20 protein-coding genes are annotated in these 26,568 nt (G+C 65.8%); 14 read left to right on the plus strand and 6 right to left on the minus strand.

Annotated elements, in window-relative coordinates; translation table 11 throughout:
* Positions 1 to 102 precede the first annotated feature (102 nt).
* The 8 genes from purB to ACVOMC_RS12640 all read left to right on the plus strand — a co-directional run bounded on the left by purB (position 103) and on the right by ACVOMC_RS12640 (position 10,989).
* Positions 103 to 1,485, plus strand: coding sequence for an adenylosuccinate lyase (gene purB / locus ACVOMC_RS12605; RefSeq protein ID WP_481524235.1), 1,383 nt, complete (start codon positions 103 to 105; stop codon positions 1,483 to 1,485).
* 119 nt (positions 1,486 to 1,604) lie between these two features.
* Positions 1,605 to 2,033 (plus strand): VOC family protein, encoded by a 429-nt coding sequence (locus tag ACVOMC_RS12610; protein WP_481524236.1) that lies wholly within the window; start codon positions 1,605 to 1,607, stop codon positions 2,031 to 2,033.
* 102 nt (positions 2,034 to 2,135) lie between these two features.
* The gene (locus tag ACVOMC_RS12615) at positions 2,136 to 3,569 is read left to right on the plus strand and encodes a ribosomal protein uL16 3-hydroxylase (RefSeq protein ID WP_481524237.1); all 1,434 of its coding nucleotides are present in this window, start codon (positions 2,136 to 2,138) and stop codon (positions 3,567 to 3,569) included.
* Positions 3,566 to 4,474: a GNAT family N-acetyltransferase gene (locus tag ACVOMC_RS12620; RefSeq protein ID WP_481524238.1), complete on the plus strand. Its 909-nt coding sequence runs from the start codon at positions 3,566 to 3,568 to the stop codon at positions 4,472 to 4,474. The genes ACVOMC_RS12615 and ACVOMC_RS12620 overlap by 4 nt, the downstream gene beginning before the upstream one ends.
* A gap of 176 nt (positions 4,475 to 4,650) precedes the next feature.
* Complete coding sequence (locus ACVOMC_RS12625; protein ID WP_481524239.1) at positions 4,651 to 7,479, plus strand: 2-oxoglutarate dehydrogenase E1 component; 2,829 nt, start codon at positions 4,651 to 4,653, stop codon at positions 7,477 to 7,479.
* A 42-nt stretch (positions 7,480 to 7,521) separates the two neighbouring features.
* The gene (gene sucB, locus ACVOMC_RS12630) at positions 7,522 to 8,721 is read left to right on the plus strand and encodes a dihydrolipoyllysine-residue succinyltransferase (RefSeq protein ID WP_481524240.1); all 1,200 of its coding nucleotides are present in this window, start codon (positions 7,522 to 7,524) and stop codon (positions 8,719 to 8,721) included.
* A 126-nt stretch (positions 8,722 to 8,847) separates the two neighbouring features.
* Positions 8,848 to 10,272, plus strand: coding sequence for a dihydrolipoyl dehydrogenase (gene lpdA, locus ACVOMC_RS12635; protein ID WP_054659053.1), 1,425 nt, complete (start codon positions 8,848 to 8,850; stop codon positions 10,270 to 10,272).
* A 123-nt stretch (positions 10,273 to 10,395) separates the two neighbouring features.
* Positions 10,396 to 10,989 (plus strand): LOG family protein, encoded by a 594-nt coding sequence (locus ACVOMC_RS12640; RefSeq protein WP_481524241.1) that lies wholly within the window; start codon positions 10,396 to 10,398, stop codon positions 10,987 to 10,989.
* A gap of 199 nt (positions 10,990 to 11,188) precedes the next feature.
* Here the strand turns inward: ACVOMC_RS12640 and ACVOMC_RS12645 are convergent, their stop codons facing one another.
* On the minus strand, positions 11,189 to 14,095 hold the full coding sequence (locus ACVOMC_RS12645) for a bifunctional diguanylate cyclase/phosphodiesterase (RefSeq protein ID WP_481524242.1): 2,907 nt from the start codon (positions 14,093 to 14,095) through the stop codon (positions 11,189 to 11,191).
* Positions 14,096 to 14,299: 204 nt separating this feature from the next.
* On the opposite strand from ACVOMC_RS12645, the gene ACVOMC_RS12650 reads away from it, so the two are divergent.
* The 5 genes from ACVOMC_RS12650 (at position 14,300) to ACVOMC_RS12670 (ending at position 18,454) form a co-directional block, all read left to right on the plus strand.
* A complete protein-coding gene (locus ACVOMC_RS12650) occupies positions 14,300 to 14,818 on the plus strand; it encodes an RNA polymerase sigma factor (protein ID WP_481524314.1) in 519 nt (172 codons plus the stop codon).
* On the plus strand, positions 14,815 to 15,756 hold the full coding sequence (locus tag ACVOMC_RS12655) for a hypothetical protein (RefSeq protein ID WP_481524243.1): 942 nt from the start codon (positions 14,815 to 14,817) through the stop codon (positions 15,754 to 15,756). Before ACVOMC_RS12650 ends, ACVOMC_RS12655 begins: the two co-directional genes overlap by 4 nt.
* A 45-nt stretch (positions 15,757 to 15,801) precedes the next feature.
* Positions 15,802 to 16,398, plus strand: a complete 597-nt coding sequence (locus ACVOMC_RS12660; protein WP_481524244.1) for an IMPACT family protein — start codon at positions 15,802 to 15,804, stop codon at positions 16,396 to 16,398.
* Positions 16,391 to 18,154 carry an ABC transporter transmembrane domain-containing protein gene (locus ACVOMC_RS12665; protein WP_481524245.1) on the plus strand — a complete coding sequence of 588 codons (1,764 nt, stop codon included), beginning with the start codon at positions 16,391 to 16,393 and terminating at the stop codon, positions 18,152 to 18,154. The genes ACVOMC_RS12660 and ACVOMC_RS12665 overlap by 8 nt, the downstream gene beginning before the upstream one ends.
* A gap of 84 nt (positions 18,155 to 18,238) precedes the next feature.
* A complete protein-coding gene (locus ACVOMC_RS12670; protein WP_481524246.1) occupies positions 18,239 to 18,454 on the plus strand; it encodes a hypothetical protein in 216 nt (71 codons plus the stop codon).
* A gap of 222 nt (positions 18,455 to 18,676) precedes the next feature.
* On the opposite strand, the gene ACVOMC_RS12675 is transcribed toward ACVOMC_RS12670, so the two are convergent.
* The 5 genes from ACVOMC_RS12675 to grpE all read right to left on the minus strand — a co-directional run bounded on the left by ACVOMC_RS12675 (position 18,677) and on the right by grpE (position 24,695).
* Positions 18,677 to 19,789 (minus strand): prephenate dehydrogenase, encoded by a 1,113-nt coding sequence (locus ACVOMC_RS12675; RefSeq protein WP_481524247.1) that lies wholly within the window; start codon positions 19,787 to 19,789, stop codon positions 18,677 to 18,679.
* Positions 19,786 to 20,694: a pyridoxal kinase gene (pdxY, locus tag ACVOMC_RS12680; protein WP_481524248.1), complete on the minus strand. Its 909-nt coding sequence runs from the start codon at positions 20,692 to 20,694 to the stop codon at positions 19,786 to 19,788. The genes ACVOMC_RS12675 and pdxY overlap by 4 nt, the downstream gene beginning before the upstream one ends.
* Positions 20,695 to 20,818: 124 nt before the next feature.
* Positions 20,819 to 21,946, minus strand: coding sequence for a molecular chaperone DnaJ (gene dnaJ / locus ACVOMC_RS12685; RefSeq protein WP_481524249.1), 1,128 nt, complete (start codon positions 21,944 to 21,946; stop codon positions 20,819 to 20,821).
* Positions 21,947 to 22,117: 171 nt separating this feature from the next.
* Entirely contained in the window at positions 22,118 to 24,034 is a 1,917-nt protein-coding gene (dnaK, locus tag ACVOMC_RS12690) for a molecular chaperone DnaK (protein ID WP_054658284.1), read from the minus strand.
* Between the two features lie 139 nt (positions 24,035 to 24,173).
* Complete coding sequence (grpE, locus tag ACVOMC_RS12695) at positions 24,174 to 24,695, minus strand: nucleotide exchange factor GrpE (RefSeq protein WP_054658282.1); 522 nt, start codon at positions 24,693 to 24,695, stop codon at positions 24,174 to 24,176.
* Between the two features lie 183 nt (positions 24,696 to 24,878).
* Between grpE and recN the strand changes: the two genes are divergently transcribed.
* Complete coding sequence (recN, locus tag ACVOMC_RS12700; protein WP_481524250.1) at positions 24,879 to 26,543, plus strand: DNA repair protein RecN; 1,665 nt, start codon at positions 24,879 to 24,881, stop codon at positions 26,541 to 26,543.
* The last annotated feature ends 25 nt before the right edge of the window (positions 26,544 to 26,568 follow it).

A 26,568-nucleotide genomic window follows, 5' to 3' on the forward strand; every position in this document is an offset into this window, starting at 1 on the left:
CATCACCTGCGAGGAATTCGTTTGCGGCGCCGCCCGTGGCACAGCCTGCCGCCGTCGTCGGCGTAGAATATGCGCCCCCGCCACTGCCCAACGCCTGCCGCCATGACGGATACGTCCCGCCAAGAAGCCACCCTGCTCGCCCTGTCCCCGCTTGACGGCCGTTATGCCGGCAAGGTCGACGCACTGCGCCCGATCTTTTCCGAATACGGCCTGATCAAGGCCCGCGTCAAGGTCGAGATCGAGTGGCTGCTGGCGCTGGGTGCCGAACCGGGCATCAGCGAGTTGGCCGATTTCAGCGCCGCCGGCAAGGCCAGGCTGCGCGCGCTGGCCGAGGATTTTTCGGTCGAGAATGCCGCACGCGTCAAGGAAATCGAGCGCACCACCAACCACGACGTCAAGGCCGTGGAGTACTTCATCAAGGAACAGCTCAAGGACGACGCCGAGCTGGCGCCGGCACTGGAGTTCGTGCACTTCGCCTGCACCAGCGAGGACATCAACAACCTGTCCTACGGCCTGATGCTGGCTGAAGCCCGCGACAAGGTAATCGTGCCGGCCTACAGCGGCATCGCCGCCACGCTGCGCCAGCTGGCCCACGCCCAGGCCGAACAGCCGATGCTCTCGCGCACCCACGGCCAGACCGCCTCGCCGACCACCCTGGGCAAGGAAATGGCCAATGTCGTCGCCCGCCTGGAACGGCAGATCAAGCAGATCGGCGCGGTCGAGCTGACCGGCAAGATCAATGGCGCCGTCGGCAACTACAACGCCCATGTCGTGTCCTACCCGGATATCGACTGGCCGGCCTTCGCCGAAGCGTTCGTAACATCGCTGGGGCTGGTGTTCAACCCTTACACCACCCAGATCGAGCCGCACGACAACGTGGCCGAGATCGGCGACGCCGCCCGTCGCGCCAACACCATCCTGATCGACCTGGCCCGCGACATCTGGGGCTACATCTCGCTGGGTTATTTCAAGCAGAAGCTCAAGGAAGGCGAAGTCGGCTCCTCGACCATGCCGCACAAGGTCAACCCGATCGACTTCGAAAATGCCGAGGGCAATTTCGGCATCGCCAACGCGCTGTTCGAGCACTTTTCCGCCAAGCTGCCGATCAGCCGCTGGCAGCGCGACCTGACCGACTCCACCGTGCTGCGCGCGGTCGGCACCGCCTTCGGCCACAGCCAGATCGCGCTGGACTCGCTGGCCAAGGGTCTGGGCAAGCTGACCGTGAACCCGGAGCGTCTGGATGCCGATCTGGATGCGGCCTGGGAAGTGCTGGCCGAAGCCGTGCAGACGGTGATGCGCCGTCACGGCCTGCCCAATCCCTACGAGCAGCTCAAGGCCCTGACCCGCGGCCATGGCATCACCGCCGATTCGATGCGCACGTTCATTGAATCGCTGGAGCTGCCGGCCGAGGCCAAGCAGCGCCTGCGCGAGCTGACCCCGGGCAGCTATGCCGGCCTGGCCGCACAGCTGGCCAAGGCGATCTGAGTCCTGATCACCTGCGCGAACCCCAGAGGAGCCGGCACTGCCGGCTCTTCTGCCATCTGGCGCCTGCCCGCAGCCCCGCATTGTGAAACCGCGCTGCCCCGGGGCGGTGGTGCACGCCTATGCTGGCAGTCCAGGTCTCAAGGGAACTGCGGATCAACCTGGATGTGCCCGACCTGGCCGCCGTCCCGGTCTGCTACTGCGCGGCGTTCGGGCGGCGCCCCGGCCGACGCATCGACGATGCCGGAGTCGAACTGCTCGGCGCCGAGGCCCCGCTGTGGCTGCTGGCCCCTCCGGCGGGCGGCGATGCGGCCGCCGGCCAGTCGCGCCACTGCGGGCGTCACTGGACGCCTCTGCACCTGGGTGTGGTGGTACCGCTGCTGGAGCCGGTACTGGCCCGAGCCAAAGCGGCCGGAATGCGCCCGGAAACCGGGATACGCGAAACCGCCTGGGGCCGCCTCGTGACCACGGCCGATCCCTCCGATCATCGCCGGTGCCCGCTGCCATTCACCGGTGACGGCCATGACGGGATCGCCCGCGCGCCGGCCTGACTTCGCGCCGGCAGTCGTGCGGTTTGGCGCCAACAAGGGGACAATAGCGGCCTGCGCGCATCTGGCGCCCGCAACCCCGCTTCCACGCTGCAAGGATTTCCCATGGCTGCACGCAAGAACAAGACCTATCCGATCGAAGTCCAGGCCAAGCCGGGCCAGCCGCTGGGCATGGCCCCGGCCACCTTCCTGCGCGACTACTGGCAGAAGCGTCCGCTGCTGATCCGCGGTGCCTTCCCGGATTTCCAGAGCCCGGTCTCGCCGGACGATCTGGCCGGTCTGGCCTGCGAGGACGGCGCGCTGGCACGGCTGATCAACCACGACCGCGCCGCCGACGGCTGGACCGTGCGTACCGGCCCGTTCCAGGAAGATGAGTTCCCGGGCATGCCCGACCACGACTGGACCCTGCTGGTGCAGGACGTGGACAAGTGGGACCCGGACGTGCGCGCGCTGCTGGCCCACTTCGATTTCCTGCCGCGCTGGCGCATGGATGACGTGATGATCAGCTTCGCCGCCACCGGCGGCTCGGTCGGCGCCCATGTCGACCAGTACGACGTGTTCCTGCTGCAGGGCTACGGCCACCGCCGCTGGCAGATCGACGCCAGCGAATCGACCAAGGGCAAGCGCCCGCCGCTGGATTTCCGTCCGGACGTGGAGCTGAAGCTGCTCAAGAAGTTCAAGGCCAGCCACGACTGGGTGCTGGCGCCCGGTGACATGCTCTACCTGCCGCCCAACGTGCCGCACAACGGCGTGGCCGAAGACCCGTGCCTGACCTACTCCTTCGGCATGCGCGCACCGTCATCGGCCGAGCTGATCAGCGACTGGCTGGATGACCTGGTGGCCAATGCCGATGAATCCATCCGCTTCCAGGATCCGGACCTGAAGCTGCCTGAAGATCCCAACGAGATCGATGCGGCGGCGATGAAGCGGGTGGTCACCGCGCTCAACGCGCTGCGGATGAACGATCCGGACCGCCTCGGCGACTGGTTCGGCCGCTTCATCACCACCTACCGCTCGGCCGGCGACATCCTGCCCTCACAGGCACCGCGCCCGCTGGAAGAGGTGGAAGCCGAACTGGCCCGTGGCGGCGAGCTGGAGCGCCACCCGTGGGCCCGTCTGGCCTGGCGCCGTGCCACCCGGGGCGGCACGCTGTACTGCTCAGGTCGCGAATTTCCGCTGTCGGTGAAGGACGCGCAGACCTTGGCCGCCGCCGAACACATCGACGCCACCGCCTACCGCAAGCTCTCGGCCAAGGGCCGCAGCGCCATGCTGGAGCTGCTGGCCGGCGGCTACTTCCAGCTGCTGGATGTGGAGACGCTCGCCCGTTTGCAGGCCGCTGCCGAAGAACTGGACGACAGCGACAATGACGCCGACGACGACCACGACGCGCCGGAAGTCGAGATCGAGGTGTTCGAGTACACCCAGGCCGCCGAAGGCGAGCCGGCCCAGGCCGACATCCAGACCGTCAATGTCAGCGAAGACGGGGTCGAGGTCGTGGTGATCTGCGACAACGACGACACGGATACCCCCGCAGCATGATCCCCGCCCCCAGTTTCCATATCGAAACCGCCGACTACGCCACCCAGCAGGCCGCGCTGCATGGCGTGCGGCATGCCGTGTTCGTGATTGAACAGCAGGTACCGGTGGAGCTGGAGGTCGATGCGCTGGACCCGCTCAGCCATCACGTGCTGGCGCGCGATGCCGATGGCCAGCCCATCGGTACCGGCCGGCTGACTCCCGAGCGCCGGATCGGACGCATGGCGGTCGTGGCCGGCGCCCGCGGCAACGGCGTCGGCGACGCCCTGCTCGAAGCCCTGGTCGCCGAGGCCCGCCGCCGCGGCTGGGGCGAGGTGAGCCTGCACGCCCAGCTGACCGCGCGCGACTTCTACGCCCGCAACGGTTTCCTGCCCGAAGGCGATACCTTCGAAGAGGCCGGCATCACCCACCAGACCATGCGCCGCCGGCTCGATGGCGCCATGCGCGTGGCCGATCTGACCGGAGCGACGGCCGCCGCCAGCAGCGTGATCCATCGCGCGCGCCGGCGGTTGCGGCTCCAGATCCGCGGTGACGACTCGGTCCTGCTCGGGCAACCCCAGCTGCTGGCGGCGCTGCGCCGCTTTGCCACCGCCCGCCACGACAAGCAGGTACAGCTGCTGCTCGCCGAAGGAGACCTGGCCACCTTGCCTGCGCCACTGACGGCGTTGATCCAGCGCCTGCCCAGCGTTTTCGAGCTGCGTGAGCCGGTCGATCCGGTCGATTGCGCCGTCGCGTCGGCCGGCATCGGCAATGACAATGGCGACTGCTACTTTCGTCCAATGGGCGAACGTTTGGAGGGCGAGCTGTCCCTGGCCAACGATGCGCGCGCCCGGCAGCAGGACGAGCTGTTCCAGCGTATCTGGGAGCGTTCGCGCGTCTGCAGCGCACTGCGTGTCCTCGGTGTCTGACGCCAGACACGGCAAGACAAATGGCGGCCTGGCATTAATCCGCGGGACAGTGTGAATGCCCCTTCCTGTCCCGGCAGGGGTATAATTCAGCGGTTAGATCACGCCCGTGCGCGCCTGTTCATGTGACGCGCCGGTTTCCCTGAGTCATACCCCACAAGCGAATCCGACACTCCATCGTGGACAATCTCCTGAAGCAGTTTGCGCAGTCATCGCAACTCGCCGGCGGCAACGCCTCCTATATCGAGGATCTGTACGAGCAGTACCTCGTTTCTCCGGACAGTGTGGACCCCAAGTGGAAGTCCTACTTCGATGGCTTCAAGGGCCGCGAAGCAGGTGATGTCCCGCACTCGGCCGCCATCGCCCTCATCACCGAAGCCGCCAAGAACGCGTCCAACGCAGGCGCTGCCAGTGCAGGCGACGAGCGTGAGCGCAACGTCGGCCGTCTGATCACCGCTTACCGTTCGCGCGGCCACCTGGGTGCCCGCCTGGATCCGCTGGGCCTGACCCCGCCGGTCAATCCGCCGGACCTGAGCCTGCCGTTCCATCACCTCACCGACGCCGACCTCAACGACGAGTTCAGCACCGGGGGCGTCGCTGGCCAGCCGCGGATGAAGCTGCGCGATCTGGTTGCACGCATGAAGGCGACCTATACCGGCTCGATCGGTGCGGAATTCATGCACATCGCCGAGGTCGAGCAGCGCCAGTGGCTCTACCAGCGCCTCGAGAACGCCGGCGGCAACTACAACCTCGATGCCGACACCCGGCGCCGCACGCTGGAGCGCCTGACCGCGGCCGAAGGCCTTGAGCGTTACCTGCACACCAAGTACGTCGGCCAGAAGCGCTTCTCGCTGGAGGGCGGCGATTCGCTGATCCCGATGATGGACACCGTGATCCGCAGCGCCGGCAAGGATGGCGTCAAGGACGTGATCATCGGCATGGCCCACCGCGGTCGCCTCAACGTGCTGGTCAACACGCTCGGCAAGAACCCGCGCAAGCTGTTCGACGAGTTCGAAGGCAAGTTCGAGCACGACGAGCGTGCTGTCGCCGGTGACGTGAAGTACCACATGGGTTTCTCCGCCGACGTCGCCACCGATGGCGGCCCGGTGCACCTGGCACTGGCGTTCAACCCGTCGCACCTGGAAATCGTCGACCCGGTGGTTGCCGGCTCGGTGCGTTCGCGCCAGGAGCGTCGCGGCGATGCCGCGCGCAAGCAGGTGATGCCGATCCTGATCCACGGTGACGCCGCCTTTGCCGGCCAGGGCGTGGTGATGGAACTGTTCCAGATGTCGCAGGCCCGCGGTTTCACCGTTGGCGGCACGATGCACATCGTGGTCAACAACCAGGTGGGCTTCACCACCTCCAACCGCGACGATTCGCGTTCGACCCTGTACTGCACCGATATCGCCAAGATGATCGGCGCACCGGTCCTGCACGTGAACGGCGACGATCCGGAAGCGGTGGTGTTTGCCGCCAAGCTGGCGTACGACTTCCGTCAGCAGTTCAACAAGGACGTCGTGATTGACCTGATCTGCTACCGCCGCTGGGGTCATAACGAAGCCGATGAGCCGGCGATCACCCAGCCGCTGATGTACCAGGTGATCCGCAAGCACAAGACCACCCGCGAGCTGTATGCCGAACAGCTCGAAGCCGCCGGCGTGATCCCGGCCGGTGCTGGCAAGGAGCTGGTCGACAGCTATCGCAACAAGCTCGATGCCGGTGAAGTGACCACCGAACTGGCCGATGTGGGCAAGACCCCGGCCACCAGCAAGTTGTTCGTGGATTGGGGCAAGTATCTGGCGGGCAAGCTGTCCGACCAGGTCAGCACCAAGGTCGAGATGGGCAAGCTGACCCAGCTGGCCGCGATGATCAACACCATTCCTGAGGGTGTGGAAGTGCATTCGCGCGTGGCCAAGGTCTATGACGACCGCCGCAAGATGGCCGCCGGCGAGATCCCGGGTGACTGGGGCTTTGCCGAAAACCTGGCCTACGCCACCCTGCTGGACGAAGGCCACGGCCTGCGTCTGGTCGGCCAGGACGTCGGCCGCGGTACCTTCACCCACCGCCACGCGATCCTGCATGACCAGAAGACCGACAGCTATTACCTGCCGTTGCGTCAGCTGGTCGAGTCGCCGGAGAAGGCCACCATTATCGATTCGCTGCTCAGCGAAGAAGCGGTGATGGCCTACGAGTACGGCTTCTCCACCACCGATCCCAACACCCTGTGCATCTGGGAGGGCCAGTTCGGCGACTTCGCCAACGGTGCCCAGGTGGTGATCGACCAGTTCATCGCCTCGGGCGAAGCCAAGTGGGGCCGGATCTCCGGCCTGACGCTGCTGCTGCCGCACGGTTATGAAGGACAGGGTCCGGAACACAGCTCCGCGCGTCTGGAGCGCTTCCTGCAGCTTTGCGCGCTGGAGAACATGCTGGTCTGCGTACCGTCGACCCCGGCCCAGGCATTCCACATGCTGCGTCGCCAGATGCGTATGGACACCCGCAAGCCGCTGGTGGTGATGTCGCCCAAGTCGCTGCTGCGCCACAAGCTGGCCGTGTCGACCCTGGACGAACTGGCCAACGGCGAGTTCCAGCACCTGATCGGTGACGCCGCTGCCGACGCCAAGAAGGTCAAGCGCGTGGTGCTGTGCTCGGGCAAGGTCTACTACGACCTGCTGGAAGACCAGACCAAGCGTGGCCAGGACGATGTGGCCATCGTGCGTATCGAACAGCTCTATCCGTTCCCGCGCCCGGCGCTGGCTGCCGAACTGAAGAAGTTCGACAAGGCCACTGACGTGGTGTGGTGCCAGGAAGAGCCGATGAACCAGGGTGCGTGGTACCAGATCAGGCACCACCTGCAGGCATGCGTGGCCGATGGCCAGGCCCTGCACTATGCCGGTCGCCCGCGTTCTCCGTCGCCTGCTGTTGGCCACATGTCCGATCACCTGCGCGAACTGCAGCAGTTGCTCGCCGACGCGCTGGTCAACAAGATCGACGACAACTACGCCGAATAAGCCACCTTTCTCTCAAGAATCTGCAACCAGGAAATCCGCCCAATGGCCACCGAAGTCAAAGTACCGGTACTGCCCGAATCCGTCTCCGACGCCACCATCGCCACCTGGCACAAGAAGCTGGGCGAGGCCGTCAAGCGTGACGAGAACCTGCTCGACCTGGAAACCGACAAGGTCGTGCTGGAAGTGCCGGCACCGGTTGATGGCGTGCTGAAGGAAATCAAGTTCAAGGAAGGCGACACCGTCACCTCCAACCAGATCCTGGCCATCATCGAGGAAGGCGCGGTTGCCGCTGCCGCACCGGCCGCCGCGGCCGAAGCGCCGAAGGCTGCCGCTCCGGCCGCCGCCGCACCGGCCGCTGCTGCCGCGCCGGCTCCGACTGCCAAGTCCGCCGCCGACACCCTGCCCCCGGGCGCCCGCTTCTCGGCCATCACCGAAGGCGTGAACCCGGCTGACGTGTCCGGCACCGGCCGCCACGGCGCCGTGACCAAGGAAGACATCGTCAACTTCGCCCGCAACGGTGGCGTCGGCAAGGCCGGCGGCGCCCGTCCGGAAGAACGCGTGCCGATGACCCGCATGCGCAAGCGCATCGCCGAGCGTCTGATGCAGTCGAAGAACTCGACCGCGATGCTGACCACCTTCAACGAAGTCAACCTGGCCAAGGTCTCCGCCGCGCGCAAGGAACTGCAGGAAGAGTTCGTCAAGGCCCATGGCATCAAGCTGGGCTTCATGAGCTTCTTTGTGAAGGCCGCCGCCAACGCGCTGCAGCGCTTCCCGCTGGTCAATGCCTCGATCGATGGTGACGACATCATCTATCACGGCTACTCGGACATCTCGATCGCCGTGTCCACCGACAAGGGTCTGGTGACCCCGGTGCTGCGCAACGTCGAGCGCATGTCCTTCGCCGACATCGAAAAGGCCATCGCCGACTACGCCAAGAAGGCACGCGACGGCAAGCTGTCGCTGGAAGAACTGCAGGGCGGCACCTTCACCGTCACCAATGGCGGCACCTTCGGCTCGCTGATGTCGACCCCGATCGTCAACCCGCCGCAGAGCGCGATCCTCGGCATGCACACGATCAAGGATCGTCCGATCGCCGAGAACGGCCAGGTCGTGATCGCCCCGATGATGTACCTGGCCATGTCCTATGACCACCGCATCATCGATGGCAAGGACTCGGTGCAGTTCCTGGTGGACATCAAGAACCAGCTGGAAAACCCGGGCCGCATGCTGTTCGGTCTGTAATCCCTCCGGCCCCTCGCCCGCAATGGCGAGGGGCTTGGTTTTGCAGGCTCGCATCACCGTCCTCTTCCCGGCGCCAGGCGCCAGCGGCCCGCCTCCGGGCCGACGGAAAGCAACAAGGAATTATCAATGGCTGAACAATTCGACGTCGTCGTCATCGGTGCCGGTCCTGCCGGCTATCACGCCGCCATCCGCGCCGCCCAGCTCGGTCTGAAGACCGCCTGCATCGACGCAGCGCTGGGCAAGGACGGCAAGCCGGCCCTCGGTGGCACCTGCCTGCGCGTGGGCTGCATCCCGTCCAAGGCGCTGCTGGATTCCTCGCGCCAGTTCTGGAACATGGGCCACATCTTTGGCGACCATGGCATCAGCTTCAACGACGCCAAGATCGACGTCGGCGCGATGGTTGGCCGCAAGGACAAGATCGTCAAGCAGTTCACCGGCGGCATCGCCCAGCTGTTCAAGGCCAACAAGGTTGCCGCCTACTACGGCTTCGGCCAGCTGCAGGCCGGCAACGTGGTCACCGTCAAGCAGCACGACGGCAGCACCGTCGAGCTGAAGGGCACCAACGTCATCATCGCCGCCGGTTCGGATTCGATCGAGCTGCCGTTCGCCAAGTTCAACGGTGACACCATCGTCGACAACGTCGGCGCGCTGGACTTCACCGAAGTGCCCAAGCGCCTGGCCGTGATCGGCGCCGGTGTGATCGGCCTGGAACTGGGCAGCGTGTGGAAGCGCCTGGGTGCGGAAGTGACGATCCTGGAAGCCATGCCGGAGTTCCTGGCCGCTGCCGACAGCGAAGCCGCCAAGGTCGCCGCCAAGGAATTCAAGAAGCAGGGCCTGGACATCCAGCTCAACGCCAAGGTCTCCAAGACCGAGGTCAAGGGCAAGGAAGTGCTGGTCACCTACAGCGACGCCAGCGGCGAGAAGACCATCACGGTCGACAAGCTGCTGGTCGCCGTGGGCCGTCGTGCCGCCACCAAGGGCCTGCTGGCCGACGGTACCGGCGTGCAGGTCAACGAGCGCGGCCAGATCGTGGTCGACGACCATTGCCACACTGGCGTCGACGGCGTGTGGGCGGTCGGCGACTGCGTGCGCGGCCCGATGCTGGCCCACAAGGGCTTCGAGGAAGGCATCGCGGTGGCCGAACTGATCGCCGGCCTGCCCGGCCACGTCAACTTCGACACCATCCCGTGGGTCATCTACACCGAGCCGGAACTGGCCTGGGTCGGCAAGACCGAGCAGCAGCTCAAGGCCGAAGGCATTCCGTACAAGGCTGGCAGCTTCCCGTTCGCCGCCAACGGCCGCGCAGTGGCGATGTCCGAGCCGGCTGGCTTCGTCAAGGTGCTGGCCCATGCCGAAACCGACCGCATCCTCGGCATGCACATGGTCGGCGTGAACGTCTCCGAGCTGGTGCACGAAGGCGTGCTGGCGATGGAGTTCAGCGGTTCGGCCGACGATCTGGCCCGCATCTGCCATGCCCACCCGTCGCTGTCGGAAGTGGTCCACGACGCGGCCATGGCCGTTGGCAAGCGTTCGATCCACAAGGCCAACTAAGCTCCACGGCCTGTGTGCAGAAGGCTCCGCCCCGGCGGGGCCTTCTTGCTTTTGAAATCCTCTGATCCCGCCCCTGTTCATAGACGGAATCCGAACACCTCTCCCCATCCAACAGGAACAACCATGAAGTCCATCTGCGTCTACTGCGGCTCCAATCCCGGCGCCAAGCCCATCTACATGCAACGCGCCACCGAACTGGGCACGCGCATTGCCAAAGAAGGCCTGCGGCTGGTGTACGGCGGCGGCAGGACCGGACTGATGGGCGCGGTGGCCGACGGCGTGCTGGCCGCCGGCGGCGAAGTCACCGGCGTGATTCCGCAGCATCTGGTGGACATGGAAGTGGCGCACAAAGGCGTGACCACGCTGGAGATCGTCGGCTCGATGCACGAGCGCAAGTCGCGCATGTTCGACCTGTCCGATGCCTTCGTCGCCCTGCCCGGCGGCTTCGGCACCGCCGAGGAGATCTTCGAGATGCTGACCTGGCGCCAGCTCGGCATTGGCAAAAAGCCCTGTGCCTTCCTCGATATCGACGGCTTCTATGCACAGCTGATCGGCATGATCGACACCATGGTCAGCGAACGCTTCCTGCATCCGGAACAGCGCGATGATCTGTGGCACGGCGAAGATCCGGCGCAGATGCTCGAATGGATGCGCGCCTACTCGCCGGCGCAGGCCAGCAAGTGGTTCGACGAGAAGCTGCGCGCCGCGTTGCGGTAAGTCACTGGCACGGCGCAGCGCGAGTGGCTGGAAAGCGCCCGCCTCCGGACGTGGCGCGGCCGGGAGAAAACGCAATCCATTGCGTTGATGCGGCCGCGCCGGGGATCATCCAGATCGATCCTCTTCGGGCATGCCGTTCAAGCACAGTGAGCGCCCGTCCAGAACAAGCCCGCATCGGCGGGCTTGTTTTTTTTGTACATCAAAGCTGATGCAAAGTGGCCTGGCGCGGAGCGGGATACCCCAGCAGATATCCCTGCCCGTAGTTGCAGCCCAGCTGCTGGAGGGTCTGGCGTTGCTGCTCGGTTTCCACGCCCTCGCCGATGGTTTCGATACCCAGGGTCCGGGCCAACGACAGCACTCCGTCCACCAGTGCCAGCGTGCTCTTGCCGCTCTGTGCGTGCAGTCCGGCGACAAAACTGCGATCGATCTTCAACGCGCTGATCGGAAAACGATGCAGATAGGACAGCGCCGAATACCCGGTTCCGAAATCGTCCAGCTGCACCACCACGCCCCGCTCCCGCAACTGGTGCAGGGTCTGCAGCGTACGCGGTGCATCATCCAGCAAGGCCGTTTCGGTGATTTCAATGCGCAATCGATCCGCATCGGCACCTGCCTCTTCGATCACTGCCAGCAGGCGCGGCGCGAAATCCGCCACGCGGAAATGCCGGGGCGAGACATTGACCGACACGTAGCCACGCGTGGTGCGGGCCAGATCCTTGACCACCTGTTCATAGATCAGCCAGTCGACCTGCTCGATCAGTCCGCTCTCCTCGCCCAGCGCGAGAAACTGCCCGGGCAACAGCAGGCCGCGCTGTTCGTGCGGCCATCGCAGTAACGCTTCGTGGCCGATCAGGCGACCATCCTCCAGTGACACGATGGGCTGGTAGAAGGGCACGAAATCACGATTGTTGATCGCACGCCGCAGATCGGACTCCAGCTCCAAGCTGCGCATCGCTTCCTGATGCATGGCGGCATCGAACACCACACAGCGGTCCTGGCCTTTCACCTTGGCCCGGTACATCGCCGCATCGGCATCCCGCAGCAGATCCGCGCCGGAGGTGTAGCGCGGGTGCCACAACGCGATACCCACGCTACCGGAAGGAAACAGCTCGCGCCCCTCCACCCACATCGGCGCCTCCAGCACTTTCAGCAGACGCCGCCCCAGATCCATGGCCGCCACAGCACCACCGTCACAACGCACCACCAGCGCGAACTCATCGCCTCCCAGGCGGGCGACGACATCATCGGTGCGGATCATCCGCACCAGCCGTCGCGCGACCTCCACCAGCATCTGATCACCGGCGGCGTGGCCGATACTGTCATTGACCCATTTGAAGCGGTCCAGGTCCAGGAACAACAACGCGAAAGGCGGGCCAGCGCCCAGGCGCGCATGGGCAATGGTCTGCTCAAGCGTCTGCTGCAGATGCATGCGATTGGGAAGACCGGTCAGCACGTCGTGCAAGGCAAGGTGGGTGAGCCGCTCCTCCGCGCGCAGACGTTCACTGATCTGCCCGAGCAGCTTCTGGTTGACCTCCCCCAGCTCGTAGGTGCGCTCCACGACCCGGCGCTCCAGTTCCGAATGCGCATCGAGCAGGCGGCCGCGATCACGCTGACGGGTCAAGCTGTTGCCGATATTGCCGGCCACAAACGCGAGAAGCCGCTGGTCCTGCGCGTTGAAAACCACGTCAGGCGAATAGCTCTGAACCGCGATCACTCCCATAATCTCGTCATCGTTCAGCAGTGGTACCCCCAGCCAGCAATAGGAAGGCGTGCCAAACTCGCAAAGCTCACCGTTGGCGATCAACCGATCAATATCCTCGCGCATGGCCAGCAACGGCTGTCCCCGGCGGATGGTGTATTCGGTCAGGCCGCCACTGAACGGGCGCGAGGTTTCCCGGGGTCTCTTTTCATCCACCGAGTAGACGAAGTCCACCCCATCGCCGGTGGCGTTCACCAGGGCGATGTAGAAGTTCCGGGCATCGAGCAACGTGCAGATCACTGCGTGCAGCTGTGCATGGAAATCGGCCTGGCTGTTGCAGCTCATGGCCAGCTCGGAAATCCGGAACAGCGCCGTCTGCACCATTTCAGCGCGACGGCGCTCGTTGATTTCCGCCTGCAGACTGCGGTTTGCCCGCTCCAGCTCCAGCGTGCGCCGCTGTACGTGCTGCTCCAGCCGCACATGCGCCTGCCGCCGGTCCATAGCGGTCAGGATGTGCTTGGCAACGAAATTCAGTACCGCGCGATCCTCGTCCGAGTAGCGGACCTCGAGCTGGTAGCTCTGCACCACGATGGCGCCGCACACCCGCCCGTTGCGCCACATCGGCACCCCCAGCCAGTCGGCACTTTCCAGCCCCTCGGCCTTGTCACACCGTGAATCGATATTTCTCAGCAGCTCACGCGATGGGCCACTCATCACCTGGCCATGCCGCAGCACGGCGAAGGTCAGGCTGGCCGGCATTTCCTCGTGGCGATAGCTGCGTTCGGGCTCGGGGATGAAATCATCCTGGGTATCCACGAAATACAGAAAGCGCAGACTGCTCTGCTGCTCGTCGCATTCGACGATATAGCAGTTTTCCGCGTACATCAGCGAGCCGAGAATCTGATGGAAATGCGCCAGCATTTCATCGAAATCCAGATCCGAACCGGCCAGATCGGCGATCTCGAACAGTGCCTTCTGCAAGCGTTTGGAGCGCTCCAGCTCCTGGATCCGCAGCTGCTGGCGCAAGGTCATCAGTACCGTGGTCACCAGCGCCCGCGCCGTACCCAGCCACGCTTCGCGCTGCTCGTGCGCCACGGTTTCGGTGAGCTCGGCGATCAGCGCAATCCGAGTACCGCTGTCGGCATGCGTCCACGTGGTTGAAACACGCAGGGGAAGATCACCCGTCAACGCGGCCCCCTCGAGCTGCTGTCGCACCGCCGACTGCAGCGCATCGCGATCCGGCGGACTGGTACAGCCGCCGGCAGCCAGCACCGCGTCCTCCCACGCCAGCGCCACCGTACTTCCGGCGGGGAGCAGTCCCTGCAGGGTCGCCACCACGCGGGCCGTGGGGGAATCACTGTCCGCACGCGGGTGGGCGGCAAGGATATCAAGCGGGCTGTAGAGCATACATCCGGTCTCTTTGGCTCCCAAACTGGATGGGCTCCCCTGATCCGCAGCATACCGTCACCCACGCGGATATACAGGGCCGGGCAAAAGTTCTTTATCTGAATCCGCAGGAGCCGACTCGCCGGCCGGCTAGGCATCCACCCGAGGAATCATTAGGCTGGGAAAGTGGATACCGCCGTCCAACCTGTTTCCGACGAAACGCTGATGCTGGCCTATGCGCGTGGCGATGGCGACGCGTTCGCCGAGCTGTATGCCCGCCATCGGACCCGCCTGTTCCACTACTTGCTGGGCCAACTGCGTGACCGCTCGCTGGCCGAGGAACTTTTCCAGGATATCTGGCACAAGGTCATCAACGCCCGCGGCAGCTGGCAGCCGGAGGCCGCCTTCGCCACCTGGCTGTTCCGCATCGCCCACAACCGGCTCAATGATCACTGGCGGGCCGCCAGGCACCGCCCTGCGGCACCGGCCGATGCAGACGAGCGCACAGCGCGACTGGCCGATGTACGCACCCCGGAACTGCTGGCCGATGAGCACATCCGGCGCCAGCAGTTGCAACAGGCGCTGGCGGAACTGCCGCCCGAGCAGCAGGAAGTGGTCATCCTGCGCCTTGAGCAGGAGCTGAGTCTGGAAGAAATCGGGCAGATCACCGGCGTGGGCCGCGAAACCGTCAAATCGCGACTGCGTTACGCGATGGACAAGCTGCGCGCGAGGTTGAACGAATGAACATCTCCGACAGGCTGACCCCGGAAGAACGCGAACTCGCCCGGCTGCTGGGGCAACCGCGCTCCAGCGAGCAGCCCGGCGCCGAGCTCGACGCCCGGGTCCTGGCAACGGCGCGACAACCGCTGTCCAGCGCGCCCGCCGCACCACCGCGCTCGGCCCGCAGCCAAGGCTGGGGCCGTCGCCGCAGCGTGACCTCCCCGCTGGCAATCGCCGCCTCGCTGGTACTGGTGGTGGGCCTTGCCTGGCAGTGGCGGCCGACACCCCCCGCAGCACCGGTTCCCAGTGCCGTCCGCACCGCACCGACCATTTACCCGGCGTCAGCACCACCGCAGGCCGAGGCTGCCGTAGATGGGGCGGGTACAACCGCACCCGCCTCCATCGGGGCACCGGCTGCCACAACGGACAAGAAGGCCCCGGACGCAAAAACCGCCACAACGCCCCTGCCAGCCAGGGCACGGACCAGTGAAAGACCGGCACCGCGCGCGGCATCTGCAAGCGACGCGGCAGTGGTAACGGCGCCCGCCGTTGAAGCCACGCCGATGGTCACTTCCCCTTCCCCGCCAGCACCACCCGCACCAGCACCGGCGATGGCTCCGCAAAACGACGAATACGCCGGCGCGCAGGCCGATCGGCGCACCGCGCTCCAGGCGCCGCCGGTTGCCCGCACGGCCGCGCCTCGGCCCGAACCGCTGGCGGCGGTCCGCAGTTCCGGCAGCACGCCGCAGAGTGCCGAATATCTCGCGGCCGAACGACTGCAGCAATGGCAGAGCGACCTCGACAGCGATGCCGCGCTCCCGCGCCGGCAGTGGCTCAAGCGCATCCGCGAACGCCGCGACTCCGGCGATCTGTCCGGCGCACGTCTGAGCCTGCGGCGTTTCATGCAGGAGTATCCCGAGGCGCGTATTCCGCGTGACCTGCGCCCCCTGCTCACGGACTGATCGCGCAGACACACGCGTCGGTTGCCAGCCTCTAGAATGGCGGTGATGCTCGACACCCTTGCCGCCCCCGCCAGCCATGAGCTGGAGATAAAACACAGCCGCTTCCTCGCGCAGGCCGCCCCCATCGGCACTGCCGCCGAAGCACTGGCGTTCATCGGTGCGGTCTCGTTCGCCGATGCCACCCACAACTGCTGGGCCTACCGCCACGGCAATGAATACCGCTCCAGCGATGACGGCGAACCGGCCGGCACCGCGGGCAGGCCGATCCTCGCGGCAATCGATGGCCAAGGCTACGACCGCATCGCGGTGGTGGTCACGCGCTGGTATGGCGGCATCAAGCTGGGCGCCGGCGGTCTGGTGCGCGCCTATGGCGGTACCGCCGCCGAGTGCCTGCGGCTGGCCCAGCGCAGCCCGCTGGTGGCAATGACCGAACGCATCCTGCAATGCGGCTTCGAGGACATGGGCATCGTCCACACCCTGCTGGGCAATGCCGGTGCCGAGAAGCTTGAAGAACAATTCCTGCCCGAGGGTCTGCGCCTGCACGTGCGCCTGGCTGCCGACCAGATCGACGCGTTGGCGCTGCGCCTGCGTGACGCCACCCGCGACCGCCTGCGCATGAGCGAGTTTTCCCCCCATGACTGAACCAATGCCTCCCTCACCCAAGCTGCAGAAGCTGGGCAGCCTCAAGGCGCTGTGGCCGTTCGTGCGTCGCCATGGCGCCCTGTTCGGGGCGTGGCTGGTCGCATTGGCGGTGTCCTCAACGGCAACGTTGAGCCTGCCGATGGCGGTCAAACAGATGATCGACCACGGTTTCTCCGGCGGCGGCCAGATCAACCGCGCGTTCTCGCTGCTATTCGTGGTGGCGGTGGTATTGGCGCTGGCCACGGCCGCCCGCTTCTTCTTTGTGTCGCTGCTTGGCGAGAAGGTCGTCGCCGATCTGCGTGGACGCCTGTACGCCCACCTGATCGGCCTGGATGCCGGCTTTCACGACCGCAACCGCAGCGGCGAGCTGGTATCCCGGCTGACCGCCGACTGCGAACTGCTGCGCAGCGTGATCGGTTCGACCATGTCGGTGGCTCTGCGCAGCGCCGTCACCGTCGTTGGCAGCATGGTGATGCTGTTTGTCACCAGCCCGCGCCTGGCCGCGTACGCATTGATCGGTATTCCACTGGCAGTGCTGCCGATCGTGCTGGGCGCGCGCCAGCTGCAGAAGATCTCGCGCGTCAGCCAGGACCGCATCGCCGACGCCAATGCACTGGCCGCCGAGACCCTGGGCGCGGTCCGCACCGTGCAGGCCCATGCCCGTGAGCCTTACGAACGCGGCCGCTTTGAAGACGCATTGAAGGTTTCGGTGGCCACCGCACGGCGCCGCATCCGCACCCAATCCGTCGTCACTGCCATCGCCATCGTGCTGGTGTTCGGTGCCATCGTCGCGGTGCTGTGGTCCGGCGCGCACGATGTCGTGGACGGCAACATGAGCGCCGGCACGCTGGGACAATTCGTGCTGTATGCGCTGATCGGCGGCGGCTCGGTGGGCGCACTGGCCGAAGTGTGGAACGAGCTGCAGCGCGCCGCCGGCGGCATGGGCCGCATCGCCGAGCTGCTGGCCGAAACGCCGCGCATCACCGCGCCGGCGCACGCACAGCCGCTGCCGGTACCGCTGCGCGGGGAAATCCGCTTCGAGCACGTGTCCTTCCACTACCCGCAGCGTCCGGACCAGCCGGCACTGGACGACTTCAGCCTGACGGTGGCGCCCGGCGAGACCGTTGCCCTGGTCGGCCCCTCCGGCGCGGGCAAGAGCACGGTGCTGTCACTGCTGCTGCGTTTCCACGATCCGGACGCCGGCAGCGTGCAGCTTGATGGCATCGATCTGCGCCGGCTCGATCCGGCCCAACTGCGCCAGAACATCGCGCTGGTGCCGCAGCAGCCGGCCCTGTTCGCCGCCAGCGCCGCCGACAACATCCGCTATGGCCGGCTCGAGGCCAGTGATGAAGCGATACGGATCGCCGCACGCTCGGCCGAAGCCGACGAGTTCCTCTGCCAGCTGCCCGAAGGTTACGCCAGCGATCTGGGCGAGCGCGGCGCGCGCCTGTCCGGCGGCCAGCAACAGCGCATCGCCATCGCTCGCGCGTTGCTCAAGGACGCGCCGGTGCTGCTGCTGGATGAGGCCACCAGCGCGCTGGACGCGCAGAGCGAGCGCGCGGTGCAGCAGGCGCTGGAACGACTGATGAGCGGCCGCACCACGCTGGTGATCGCGCATCGCCTGGCCACGGTGCTGAAGGCGGACCGCATCGTGGTGATGGACCACGGTCGCATCATCGCCCAGGGCTCGCATGCCGAGCTGCTGGCCCAGGACGGGTTGTATGCCGAACTGGCGCGACTGCAGTTCATAGATTGAGAACATCATGCCGACAGCAGGGTAACGCCGCTGCCGGCATGATCAACGCGTCCGATCCGGGTCCCTGCCACCAGGAGCTGAGCGATGGCGTTCCGACAATTCCCTGCGACAAGCGCCGATGGCCAGAGCTGGATCGTCATCGAATTCAGGGACGAGACACCAGGCGCGGCCAGTGGCAACTCCACGCCCGCGCCGCGTTATGAATTGGCCGACGGGCGTCCACTGATCCGCCAGGGCAGCCACCTGGGAACCGCCGATGGCGCGGTCAGGTTGTCACTGAACCAGCCATACCGTGCCTGAAAACAGGACCTCCATGCGACAGCAGATGCAGCGGCAAAACGCGTGGACTATGTGGGCCTGAATGGGCTTTGCCAAACCAGCCCGATGCTGGTCAATTATTGAACAAGTGTCTTGACAGCCTTGTGCCACAAGGCGCGCCGACGCTTATCCACACGTTTGTGTACATTTCATCCACACCCCCTGTGGATTAAGTCGCAGCTGCTGCGACAGTCCCCCGGTAGGTCAGCGTCCCAGCACGCGTCCGATACCGCTGTGATCGATCTGTTGTGCGGCCGCGGCCAACACCTCCGGCGCATAGCTGTGCTCGAAACCGATACGGAAATGCACTTCCCCTGACGGCGTACGCGAGGAGTGGATCGAGGCCAGGCTGACCCCATGCTGCTCGAACACATGCAGCAGTTCACGCAGTGAACCGGCGCGGTCCTGCGGCAGATGTACACTCATCGCCCGTTGCTCGGTGAGATCGGCCAGCAGATAGCCCAGCCGCTCGAAGCTGTAATTGCCGTCGCGCAGGGTGTCCTCGCCCACCGCCGCCCGGTTGTCGAGCAGGAACTGCTGACGGAACACGGCGCGGGCCGAATCGCTGCTCTGTCCGATCAGTCCGCGCAACTGCTGCAGCTGGCCCAGCAGACGATCCAGCATCTCGGCGGTATGCGGATTGCCGAACTGGATGTCTTCGTATATCACCGGATTCAGCGACAGGATGCGCGAAATGACCGCCGCATCCAGTTCGAAGGCGGTAGAACGGTAAGGCATCAGCGCCTGCAGATCACCCAGCAGGGGCGCGTACTCGCGCAGCACACCGGCCTGCGCCAGATGGGTGGCGTGCACCATCGCCTGCACCAGCGCCATCACCCGGTCATGATGCTCGGGCGTGGCATGCACGCATTCGGCCTCCAACCCGGCGTACAGCTCCTTGAGCCAGCCCTGCCAGCGGGGATCCAGGCGGGCTTCACAGACCACCATCACCCGGCCCTTGAGCGTCGGCGATTTGGGCGGCGCGGTCATCGGATGCAGTCCGGCGACCGATGCTCTGGACTCCAGCATCGCCGCTACCGGCCCGGCCTTGATCGAGGTGACATCCAGCCACAGACGGCCCTGCTCGCGCCCGCCCGAGCGGTGGACGTAGTGGCGTATCAGATCAGGCGTATGGCGGATGGGCGCGGAAAACAGCAGCACGTCGGCCCGCTCCAGCAGCTGTTCAGGCGTCTGCGAATCCACATCCACCGGATCGTGGCCGATGACCGTCAGACCCATCCGCGACTGGAAGAATCCGCGCAGCCAACGGCCATAGGCGCCACCGCTGCCGACGATGCCGATGACGGGACCACTCATGCCAGGCGCTCGGCGCGGAACCGGTGCGGCGTACCCAGCGCCGCGGGCGCTGCGGCAAGCACATCGAATTCCTCCACGCCCTGCGCCAACGTCGCTTCCAGCGCGGCATGCACACCGGCAATGGCGCGGCCCACCGCATCTTCAAAGGCGTGTCCCTTGAGCAGAAAGGCGACGATCAGCGACATCAGCACGTCACCGGTACCGGCCACATCCACCGGCAGATGCGGCGAGGTCCAACGCCAGACTTCATCGCGCCCGATCGCCAGCGTCACCAGGTCGCCGGGATTCCCCGAGACCGAATGGGCGATCACCCATTCCGGCCCCCGTTCCAGCAACTTGCGCGAAGCGGCGATGGCATCGTCCTGCGCCAATGCGGGCATGCCGGTCAGCCGTCCCAGTTCGAACGCGTTGGGCGTCACCAGCCAGGCATGTGGCAGCAAGCGCTCGGCGAAGACCTTCTCCAGCCCCGGCTCCACATAGGGGCCGGTATGGGTGTCGCCGATCACCGGATCCAGGCAGTAACGCAACTGGGACGACTGCGGAAGCACTGTATCCAGCCAGTCGGCGAATGCGACACCGTTTTCCACACTGCCGAAATAGCCGGACACCAGCGCACCGGCACGCTGCGGCAGACCACGCTCGCTCGCCCCCAGCAGCAGATCGGCAAACCAGTCCGCGGGGAGCACGTGCCCGCGCAGCGTCGAATAGAACGGCGCATTGCTCAGCAGCGTCGTGGGGATTTCCGCCACGCGCAGACCCAGCGCACGCAACGGCGGCACCGCCGCGCTGTTGCCGGCGTGGCCGTAGACCAGTTGGGATTGGACCGAAATCACGTCCACCGGCGTCGGCCCATCCGGGCGTTGCCGACGACCGTGCACGAGATGGCTGTGGTCGACTTCGTTCATCGTTACATTCTACGTCCGCACACCCCCGAGGCGACGGCGTAGATTGCGTGCGCAACCAACGCCGCGCACGGAAACAACAAAGCCGCAGCAAGCTGCGGCTTTGTCATTGCTGAAAACTAACCGGTCAGGTGGAGGTCATGCGGTCCCAGAACCCCTTGACGCCATCAATGAACGTGGCCGATTTGGGCGAATGCTTGCGCGCGTCCTCGCCACTGAAGCTGGCCTCGAACTGTTCCAGCAGCTTGCGCTGTTCGGCCGTCAGGTTGACCGGAGTTTCCACCACGATGCGGCAGTACAGGTCCCCTTCGGTGCGGCTGCGCACCGACTTGACGCCCTTGCCGCGCAGGCGGAACAGCTTGCCGGTCTGGGTCTCGGCCGGAATGCGGATCTCCGCCTCGCCCCCGAGTGTGGCCACCCGGATCGTGTCGCCCAGCGCCGCCTGCGAGATACGCACCGGCACTTCGCAATGCAGGTCGTCGCCATCGCGGGTGAAGATTGCATGCTCGCGAACGCGGATTTCCACATACAGATCGCCCGGCGGCGTGCCCGGCGGACCGGCCTCGCCCTCGCCCTGCAGGCGGATGCGATCACCGCTGTCCACGCCCGCGGGCACCTTGACCGAGAGCACCTTGTCTTCCTCCACCCGGCCGTTGCCGTGGCAGGTCTTGCAGGGCTTGGCGATGATCTGGCCACGGCCGCCGCAGTTGTGGCAAGCCTGCTGCATGGCGAAGATGCCACGCTGCACCCGCACCTGGCCGCGTCCGCCGCAGACGTTGCAGGTCTCGACCTTGCGGTCTTCCGAGCCGCTGCCATCGCAGTCGTCGCACTCGGCCAAGGTGGGAATCTCGATGCGGCGTTCGACGCCGGCCACCGCCTCCTCCAGGTCAAGCTCCATCACATAGCCGATGTCGGCCCCGCGACGCGGCTGGCGCGGGCCGCCACCGCCCCCGAAAATATTGCCGAAGATGTCGCCGAAGATGTCGTTCATGTCGGGGCCGCCGTGGCCGCCCCCACCCCCCATGCCATGCTCGAACGCGGCATGACCGTGGGTGTCGTACATGCGCCGCTTGTTGCCATCGGACAGGACTTCGTACGCCTCCTTGCACTCCTTGAACGCCGCTTCGGCCGCGGAGTCTCCCGGATTGCGGTCGGGATGGTGCTTCATCGCGCAACGGCGATAGGCCTTCTTCAGCTCTTCGTCATTGGCAGTGCGGGAAACACCCAGCACTTCGTAGTAATCGCGCTTGCTCATTTCAGGAATAGAGTTCCGTCACTCGGGATTCGTCAAAACAAAGGAGCGAAAACCGCTTCCGCTCCTCTGTTGGCCGCCCCGACGCCGGCTTACCCTTCTGTCAGGACCAGTTGTTGCAGGGGGGGGGGAACGGGGCGATGGCCTGCGCCACCACCCCGTTCCACCGCCGGATCAGGACTTCTTGTCGTCCTTGACCTCGGTAAACTCGGCATCGACCACGTCATCGCTGGACTGACCGGCACCGGCATCGGCCGTGCCGCCCTGCTCGCCCGCCGAAGCCGCAGCAAACAGCGCCTGGCCGGCTTCTTCCAGCGACTTGGACTTGGCTTCGATCTGCGCCTTGTCGTCGCCCTTCATCGCCGTTTCCAGATCGGCAAGTGCCGCCTCGACCTTGCCGATGACATCGCCGCCGACCTTGCTGCCGTGCTCGGTGATGGCACTGCGGGTCGCGTGGATCAGACCATCGGCCTGGTTGCGGGTCTGCACCAGCTCCTGGAACTTCTTGTCTTCCTCACGGTTGGCTTCCGCATCGGCGACCATGCGTGCGATCTCTTCCTCGGACAGACCCGAGCCGGCCTTGATCTCGACCTTCTGCTCCTTGTTGGTCTTCTTGTCCTTGGCCGACACATGCAGGATGCCGTTGGCGTCGATGTCGAAGGACACTTCCACCTGCGGCATGCCACGCGGGGCCGGCTCGATGCCGGACAGGTCGAACTTGGCCAGCGACTTGTTGTAGCGGGCCTGCTCACGCTCACCCTGCAGCACGTGCACGGTCACGGCCGACTGGTTGTCCTCGGCGGTCGAGAAGATCTGCGAAGCCTTGGTCGGGATCGTGGTGTTCTTCTCGATGATCTTGGTGAACACGCCACCCATGGTCTCGATACCCAGCGACAGCGGGGTCACGTCCAGCAGCAGCACGTCCTTGACGTCGCCGCCCAGCACGCCACCCTGGATCGCGGCACCCAGTGCCACGGCTTCGTCCGGATTGACGTCCTTGCGCGGCTCCTTGCCGAAGAACTCGCTCACGGCCTGCTGCACCTTCGGCATGCGGGTCTGGCCACCGACCAGGATCACTTCGTTGATGTCGCTCGAACGCAGGCCGGCGTCATTGAGCGCAACACGGCACGGCTCGATCGACTTCTTGACCAGGTCTTCCACCAGCGCCTCGAGCTTTGCACGGGTCAGCTTGATGTTCAGGTGCTTCGGACCGGAGGCATCGGCGGTGACGTACGGCAGGTTGACTTCGGTCTGCTGCGCGGACGACAGCTCGATCTTGGCGCGCTCGGCAGCATCCTTCAGGCGCTGCAGGGCCAGCGGATCCTTGCGCAGGTCGATGCCCTGGTCCTTCTGGAACTCTTCCACCAGGTACTCGATGACGCGGTTGTCGAAATCTTCGCCGCCCAGGAAGGTGTCACCGTTGGTGGCCAGCACTTCGAACTGCTTCTCGCCGTCGACGTTGGCGATCTCGATGATCGACACGTCGAAAGTGCCGCCGCCCAGATCGTAGACAACGATCTTGCGATCCTTGTTGTCGCCCTTGTCCAGGCCATAAGCCAGAGCCGCAGCGGTCGGCTCGTTGATGATGCGCTTGACGTCCAGACCGGCGATGCGGCCGGCGTCCTTGGTCGCCTGGCGCTGGCTGTCGTTGAAGTAGGCCGGCACGGTGATGACCGCTTCGGTGACCTTCTCACCGAGGAAGTCCTCGGCGGTCTTCTTCATCTTTTCCAGCACGCGCGCGGAGATTTCCTGCGGCGCCATCTTCTTGCCGTCGCTGGTCTGCACCCAGGCATCGCCGTTGTCATGGGCCAGGATGCCGTAGGGAACGTGGGCGATGTCTTTCTGCACTTCACCGTCGGTGAACTTGCGGCCGATCAGGCGCTTCACCGCATAGAAGGTGTTCTTCGGGTTGGTGACGGCCTGGCGCTTTGCCGAGGCGCCCACCAGCACTTCGCCGTCCTTGGTATAGGCGACGATGGAGGGCGTGGTGCGATCGCCTTCCGAGTTTTCGATGACGCGGGCCTTGCCGCCGTCCATGATCGCCACGCACGAGTTGGTGGTGCCGAGGTCGATACCAATGATCTTGCCCATGGGGGACTCCTGAGGATTCGTTTGCCGGCAGCCGCCGGGGATGAATGGGATGTGGGGGATGGCGTGGTGACATTCAAGCCACCCCCGGAACACGGTTTGCGGATGGCCGGCGCCGTTTAACCGGCGGCCAGCCTGCGGGTCAGTCGACCCGGGCCACCACCACCAGCGCCGGACGCAGCAGGCGCTCGTTGAGCAGGTAGCCCTTCTGGAACACGGTCACGACCGCGCCGGGGTTCACGCCAGCCGGCGCATCCACTTGGCTGATGGCCTGGTGGTGCTCCGGATTGAAGGTTTCCCCGGCCGGATCCAGCAGCGCCAGGCCGTTGTCGGCCGCCACCTTGAGCAGCTGCTTGTAGGTCAGTTCCAGCCCTTCGCGCAGCGGGTTGGGCTCGCTGCCCGCGGCGGCAAGGCCCGCATCCAGGCTGTCAAACACCGGCAGCAGTTCACCCAGCAGCTTCTCGTTGGCAAACTTGCGCGCCTGTTCGACATCGCGGGCCACACGCCGGCGCTGGTTCTCCAGGTCGGCGCGCTCACGCAGCGCGTCAGCCTTCACCTGCTCCAGCTCGGCGCGCAGCGCCTGGATCTGCTCCTGCTGGGGATCAGTGGCCGCTTCGCTGTCAGCGGGGGTAATGGGGTCGAGTTCTGGGTGCTCTTGGTTCATTTCCGGTTCCCTGGCGGAAGTTCAGCCGCCTACCCTGCCCCGTATGTGGGCGGCGGCGGCGGTTTCAAGGCCAAGAATCACGCGGTGAGACGCCAACCACCTACCCTGCCAGGAAAATCCCCCCGGACATTTGCCCGGCCCTTCGCGCATGCTAGTTTTGCGCGGCCCCAAGACCTGCCGACCATGCTCAGACATCTTTCCATCAAGGATTTTGCAGTAGTACGCGCCACCGAACTGGAGTTCGGCCCCGGCATGACCGTGGTTTCCGGTGAAACCGGCGCCGGCAAGTCGCTGATGGTCGATGCGCTGGGCTTCCTTTCCGGCCAGCGCGCCGACTCCGGCGTGGTGCGCCACGGCGCCAGCCGGGCCGAGCTGTCAGCAGAATTCAGCCTCAGCGATGACACCCCCGCCCGGCAATGGCTGCGCGACAACGAACTCGATGACGAGGAACAGTGCCAGCTGCGCCGGGTCATTCGCGCCGATGGCGGCTCGCGCGCCTTCATCAATGGCCGCCCGGTACCGGTATCGCAACTGGCCGAACTGGCCGCCTTTCTGGTCGAAATCCACGGCCAGCACGAGCAGCAGGCCCTGCTGGCCCGCCACAGCCAGCTGGCACTGCTGGATGCCTACGCCCGCAACGAGACCGAGCGCGCCGCCGTTCGCCTGGCCGCATCACGCTGGCAGGCGTTGCTGGACGAGCGCGAGGCCCTGTCGCAACAGGGTGATGTCTCCGATCGCATCGGCTTTCTCGAACACCAGCTGGGCGAACTGCAGCGCGAGGAGCTGGAGCCGGCTTCCATCGCCACCCTGATCGCCAGCCACCGCCGCCAGGCCCATTCCACCGCCCTGATCGAGGCCTGCCAGCATGCCAGCGGCCTGCTCAACGGCGACGACAGCCCCTCCCTGCTCGCCCAGCTGCAGCAGGTTCGCGGCGAACTGGCGCGGGTCAGCCAGCACGATCAGCGACTGGGCGAGATCGACAGCATGCTCGATGCCGCCGCCATCCAGCTGCACGAGGTCCTGGTACAGCTGGACCGGGTGCAGGACGACCTGGACAGCGATCCGGAGGCATTTGAAGACATCGAACGTCGCCTCGGGCGTCTGCATGATCTGGCGCGCAAGCACCGCGTGCCGATGGAGGAGCTGGCAGGCACCTGCGACCGTATCGAGGCCGAGCTGGAGCAGCTGCGCGGCGCCGACGAACGTCTGGCCAGGCTGGCCGGCGAGATCGACAAGGCCTGCGCGCACTGGCAGGCGCAGGCCGCCGCTCTGACCCTGGGCCGCACCCGGGCAGCCGCGGCGCTGTCGCAGACCACCACTGAACTGATTGGCGAACTGGGTATGGGCGGCGGCCAGTTCCGGATCGAACTGGAACCGCAGGCGCAGCTCCGCCCGGACCCCAATGGCGCCGAGCGGGTCGAATTCCTGGTGGCTGCCAATGCCGGCCAGCCGGCGCGGGCGCTGCGCAAGGTCGCCTCCGGCGGCGAGCTGTCGCGCATTTCACTGGCCATCGAGGTGGCCGCACTGGGCTTGGACGCGGTGCCCACGATGGTGTTCGACGAGGTGGACTCGGGCATCGGCGGGGCCATCGCCGACATCGTCGGCAGCAAGCTGCGGGCGCTGGGCGAACGCCGCCAGGTACTGTGCGTGACCCACCTGCCACAGGTCGCCTCCAAGGGTCACGCCCACTACCGGGTCAGCAAGGCGCCGGTGGAAGGCATGACCCAGAGCGCGGTGGAGCTGCTCGACGGCAAGGGCCGCGAGGAAGAGCTGGCGCGCATGCTCGGCGGCGCCGAGGTCAGCAAGGAGGCCCGCGCCGCGGCCCGCAAGTTGCTGGCAGAAGTGTGAGAAAAAAAACCGGCGCATGCGCCGG

The sequence above is a fragment of the Stenotrophomonas sp. STEN014 genome (assembly GCF_056760315.1).

Bases quoted from the DNA above. Each gene is read 5' to 3' on its own strand.
- ACVOMC_RS12645 (WP_481524242.1), bottom strand. From the start codon at position 14,095: ATGCTCTACAGCCCGCTTGATATCCTTGCCGCCCACCCGCGTGCGGAC.
- ACVOMC_RS12655 (WP_481524243.1), top strand. From the start codon at position 14,815: ATGAACATCTCCGACAGGCTGACCCCGGAAGAACGCGAACTCGCCCGG.
- ACVOMC_RS12660 (WP_481524244.1), top strand. From the start codon at position 15,802: ATGCTCGACACCCTTGCCGCCCCCGCCAGCCATGAGCTGGAGATAAAA.
- ACVOMC_RS12650 (WP_481524314.1), top strand. From the start codon at position 14,300: ATGCTGGCCTATGCGCGTGGCGATGGCGACGCGTTCGCCGAGCTGTAT.
- purB (WP_481524235.1), top strand. From the start codon at position 103: ATGACGGATACGTCCCGCCAAGAAGCCACCCTGCTCGCCCTGTCCCCG.
- ACVOMC_RS12670 (WP_481524246.1), top strand. From the start codon at position 18,239: ATGGCGTTCCGACAATTCCCTGCGACAAGCGCCGATGGCCAGAGCTGG.
- sucB (WP_481524240.1), top strand. From the start codon at position 7,522: ATGGCCACCGAAGTCAAAGTACCGGTACTGCCCGAATCCGTCTCCGAC.
- ACVOMC_RS12640 (WP_481524241.1), top strand. From the start codon at position 10,396: ATGAAGTCCATCTGCGTCTACTGCGGCTCCAATCCCGGCGCCAAGCCC.
- grpE (WP_054658282.1), bottom strand. From the start codon at position 24,695: ATGAACCAAGAGCACCCAGAACTCGACCCCATTACCCCCGCTGACAGC.
- ACVOMC_RS12665 (WP_481524245.1), top strand. From the start codon at position 16,391: ATGACTGAACCAATGCCTCCCTCACCCAAGCTGCAGAAGCTGGGCAGC.
- dnaK (WP_054658284.1), bottom strand. From the start codon at position 24,034: ATGGGCAAGATCATTGGTATCGACCTCGGCACCACCAACTCGTGCGTG.
- ACVOMC_RS12620 (WP_481524238.1), top strand. From the start codon at position 3,566: ATGATCCCCGCCCCCAGTTTCCATATCGAAACCGCCGACTACGCCACC.
- pdxY (WP_481524248.1), bottom strand. From the start codon at position 20,694: ATGAACGAAGTCGACCACAGCCATCTCGTGCACGGTCGTCGGCAACGC.
- ACVOMC_RS12615 (WP_481524237.1), top strand. From the start codon at position 2,136: ATGGCTGCACGCAAGAACAAGACCTATCCGATCGAAGTCCAGGCCAAG.
- dnaJ (WP_481524249.1), bottom strand. From the start codon at position 21,946: ATGAGCAAGCGCGATTACTACGAAGTGCTGGGTGTTTCCCGCACTGCC.
- lpdA (WP_054659053.1), top strand. From the start codon at position 8,848: ATGGCTGAACAATTCGACGTCGTCGTCATCGGTGCCGGTCCTGCCGGC.
- ACVOMC_RS12675 (WP_481524247.1), bottom strand. From the start codon at position 19,789: ATGAGTGGTCCCGTCATCGGCATCGTCGGCAGCGGTGGCGCCTATGGC.
- recN (WP_481524250.1), top strand. From the start codon at position 24,879: ATGCTCAGACATCTTTCCATCAAGGATTTTGCAGTAGTACGCGCCACC.
- ACVOMC_RS12610 (WP_481524236.1), top strand. From the start codon at position 1,605: ATGCTGGCAGTCCAGGTCTCAAGGGAACTGCGGATCAACCTGGATGTG.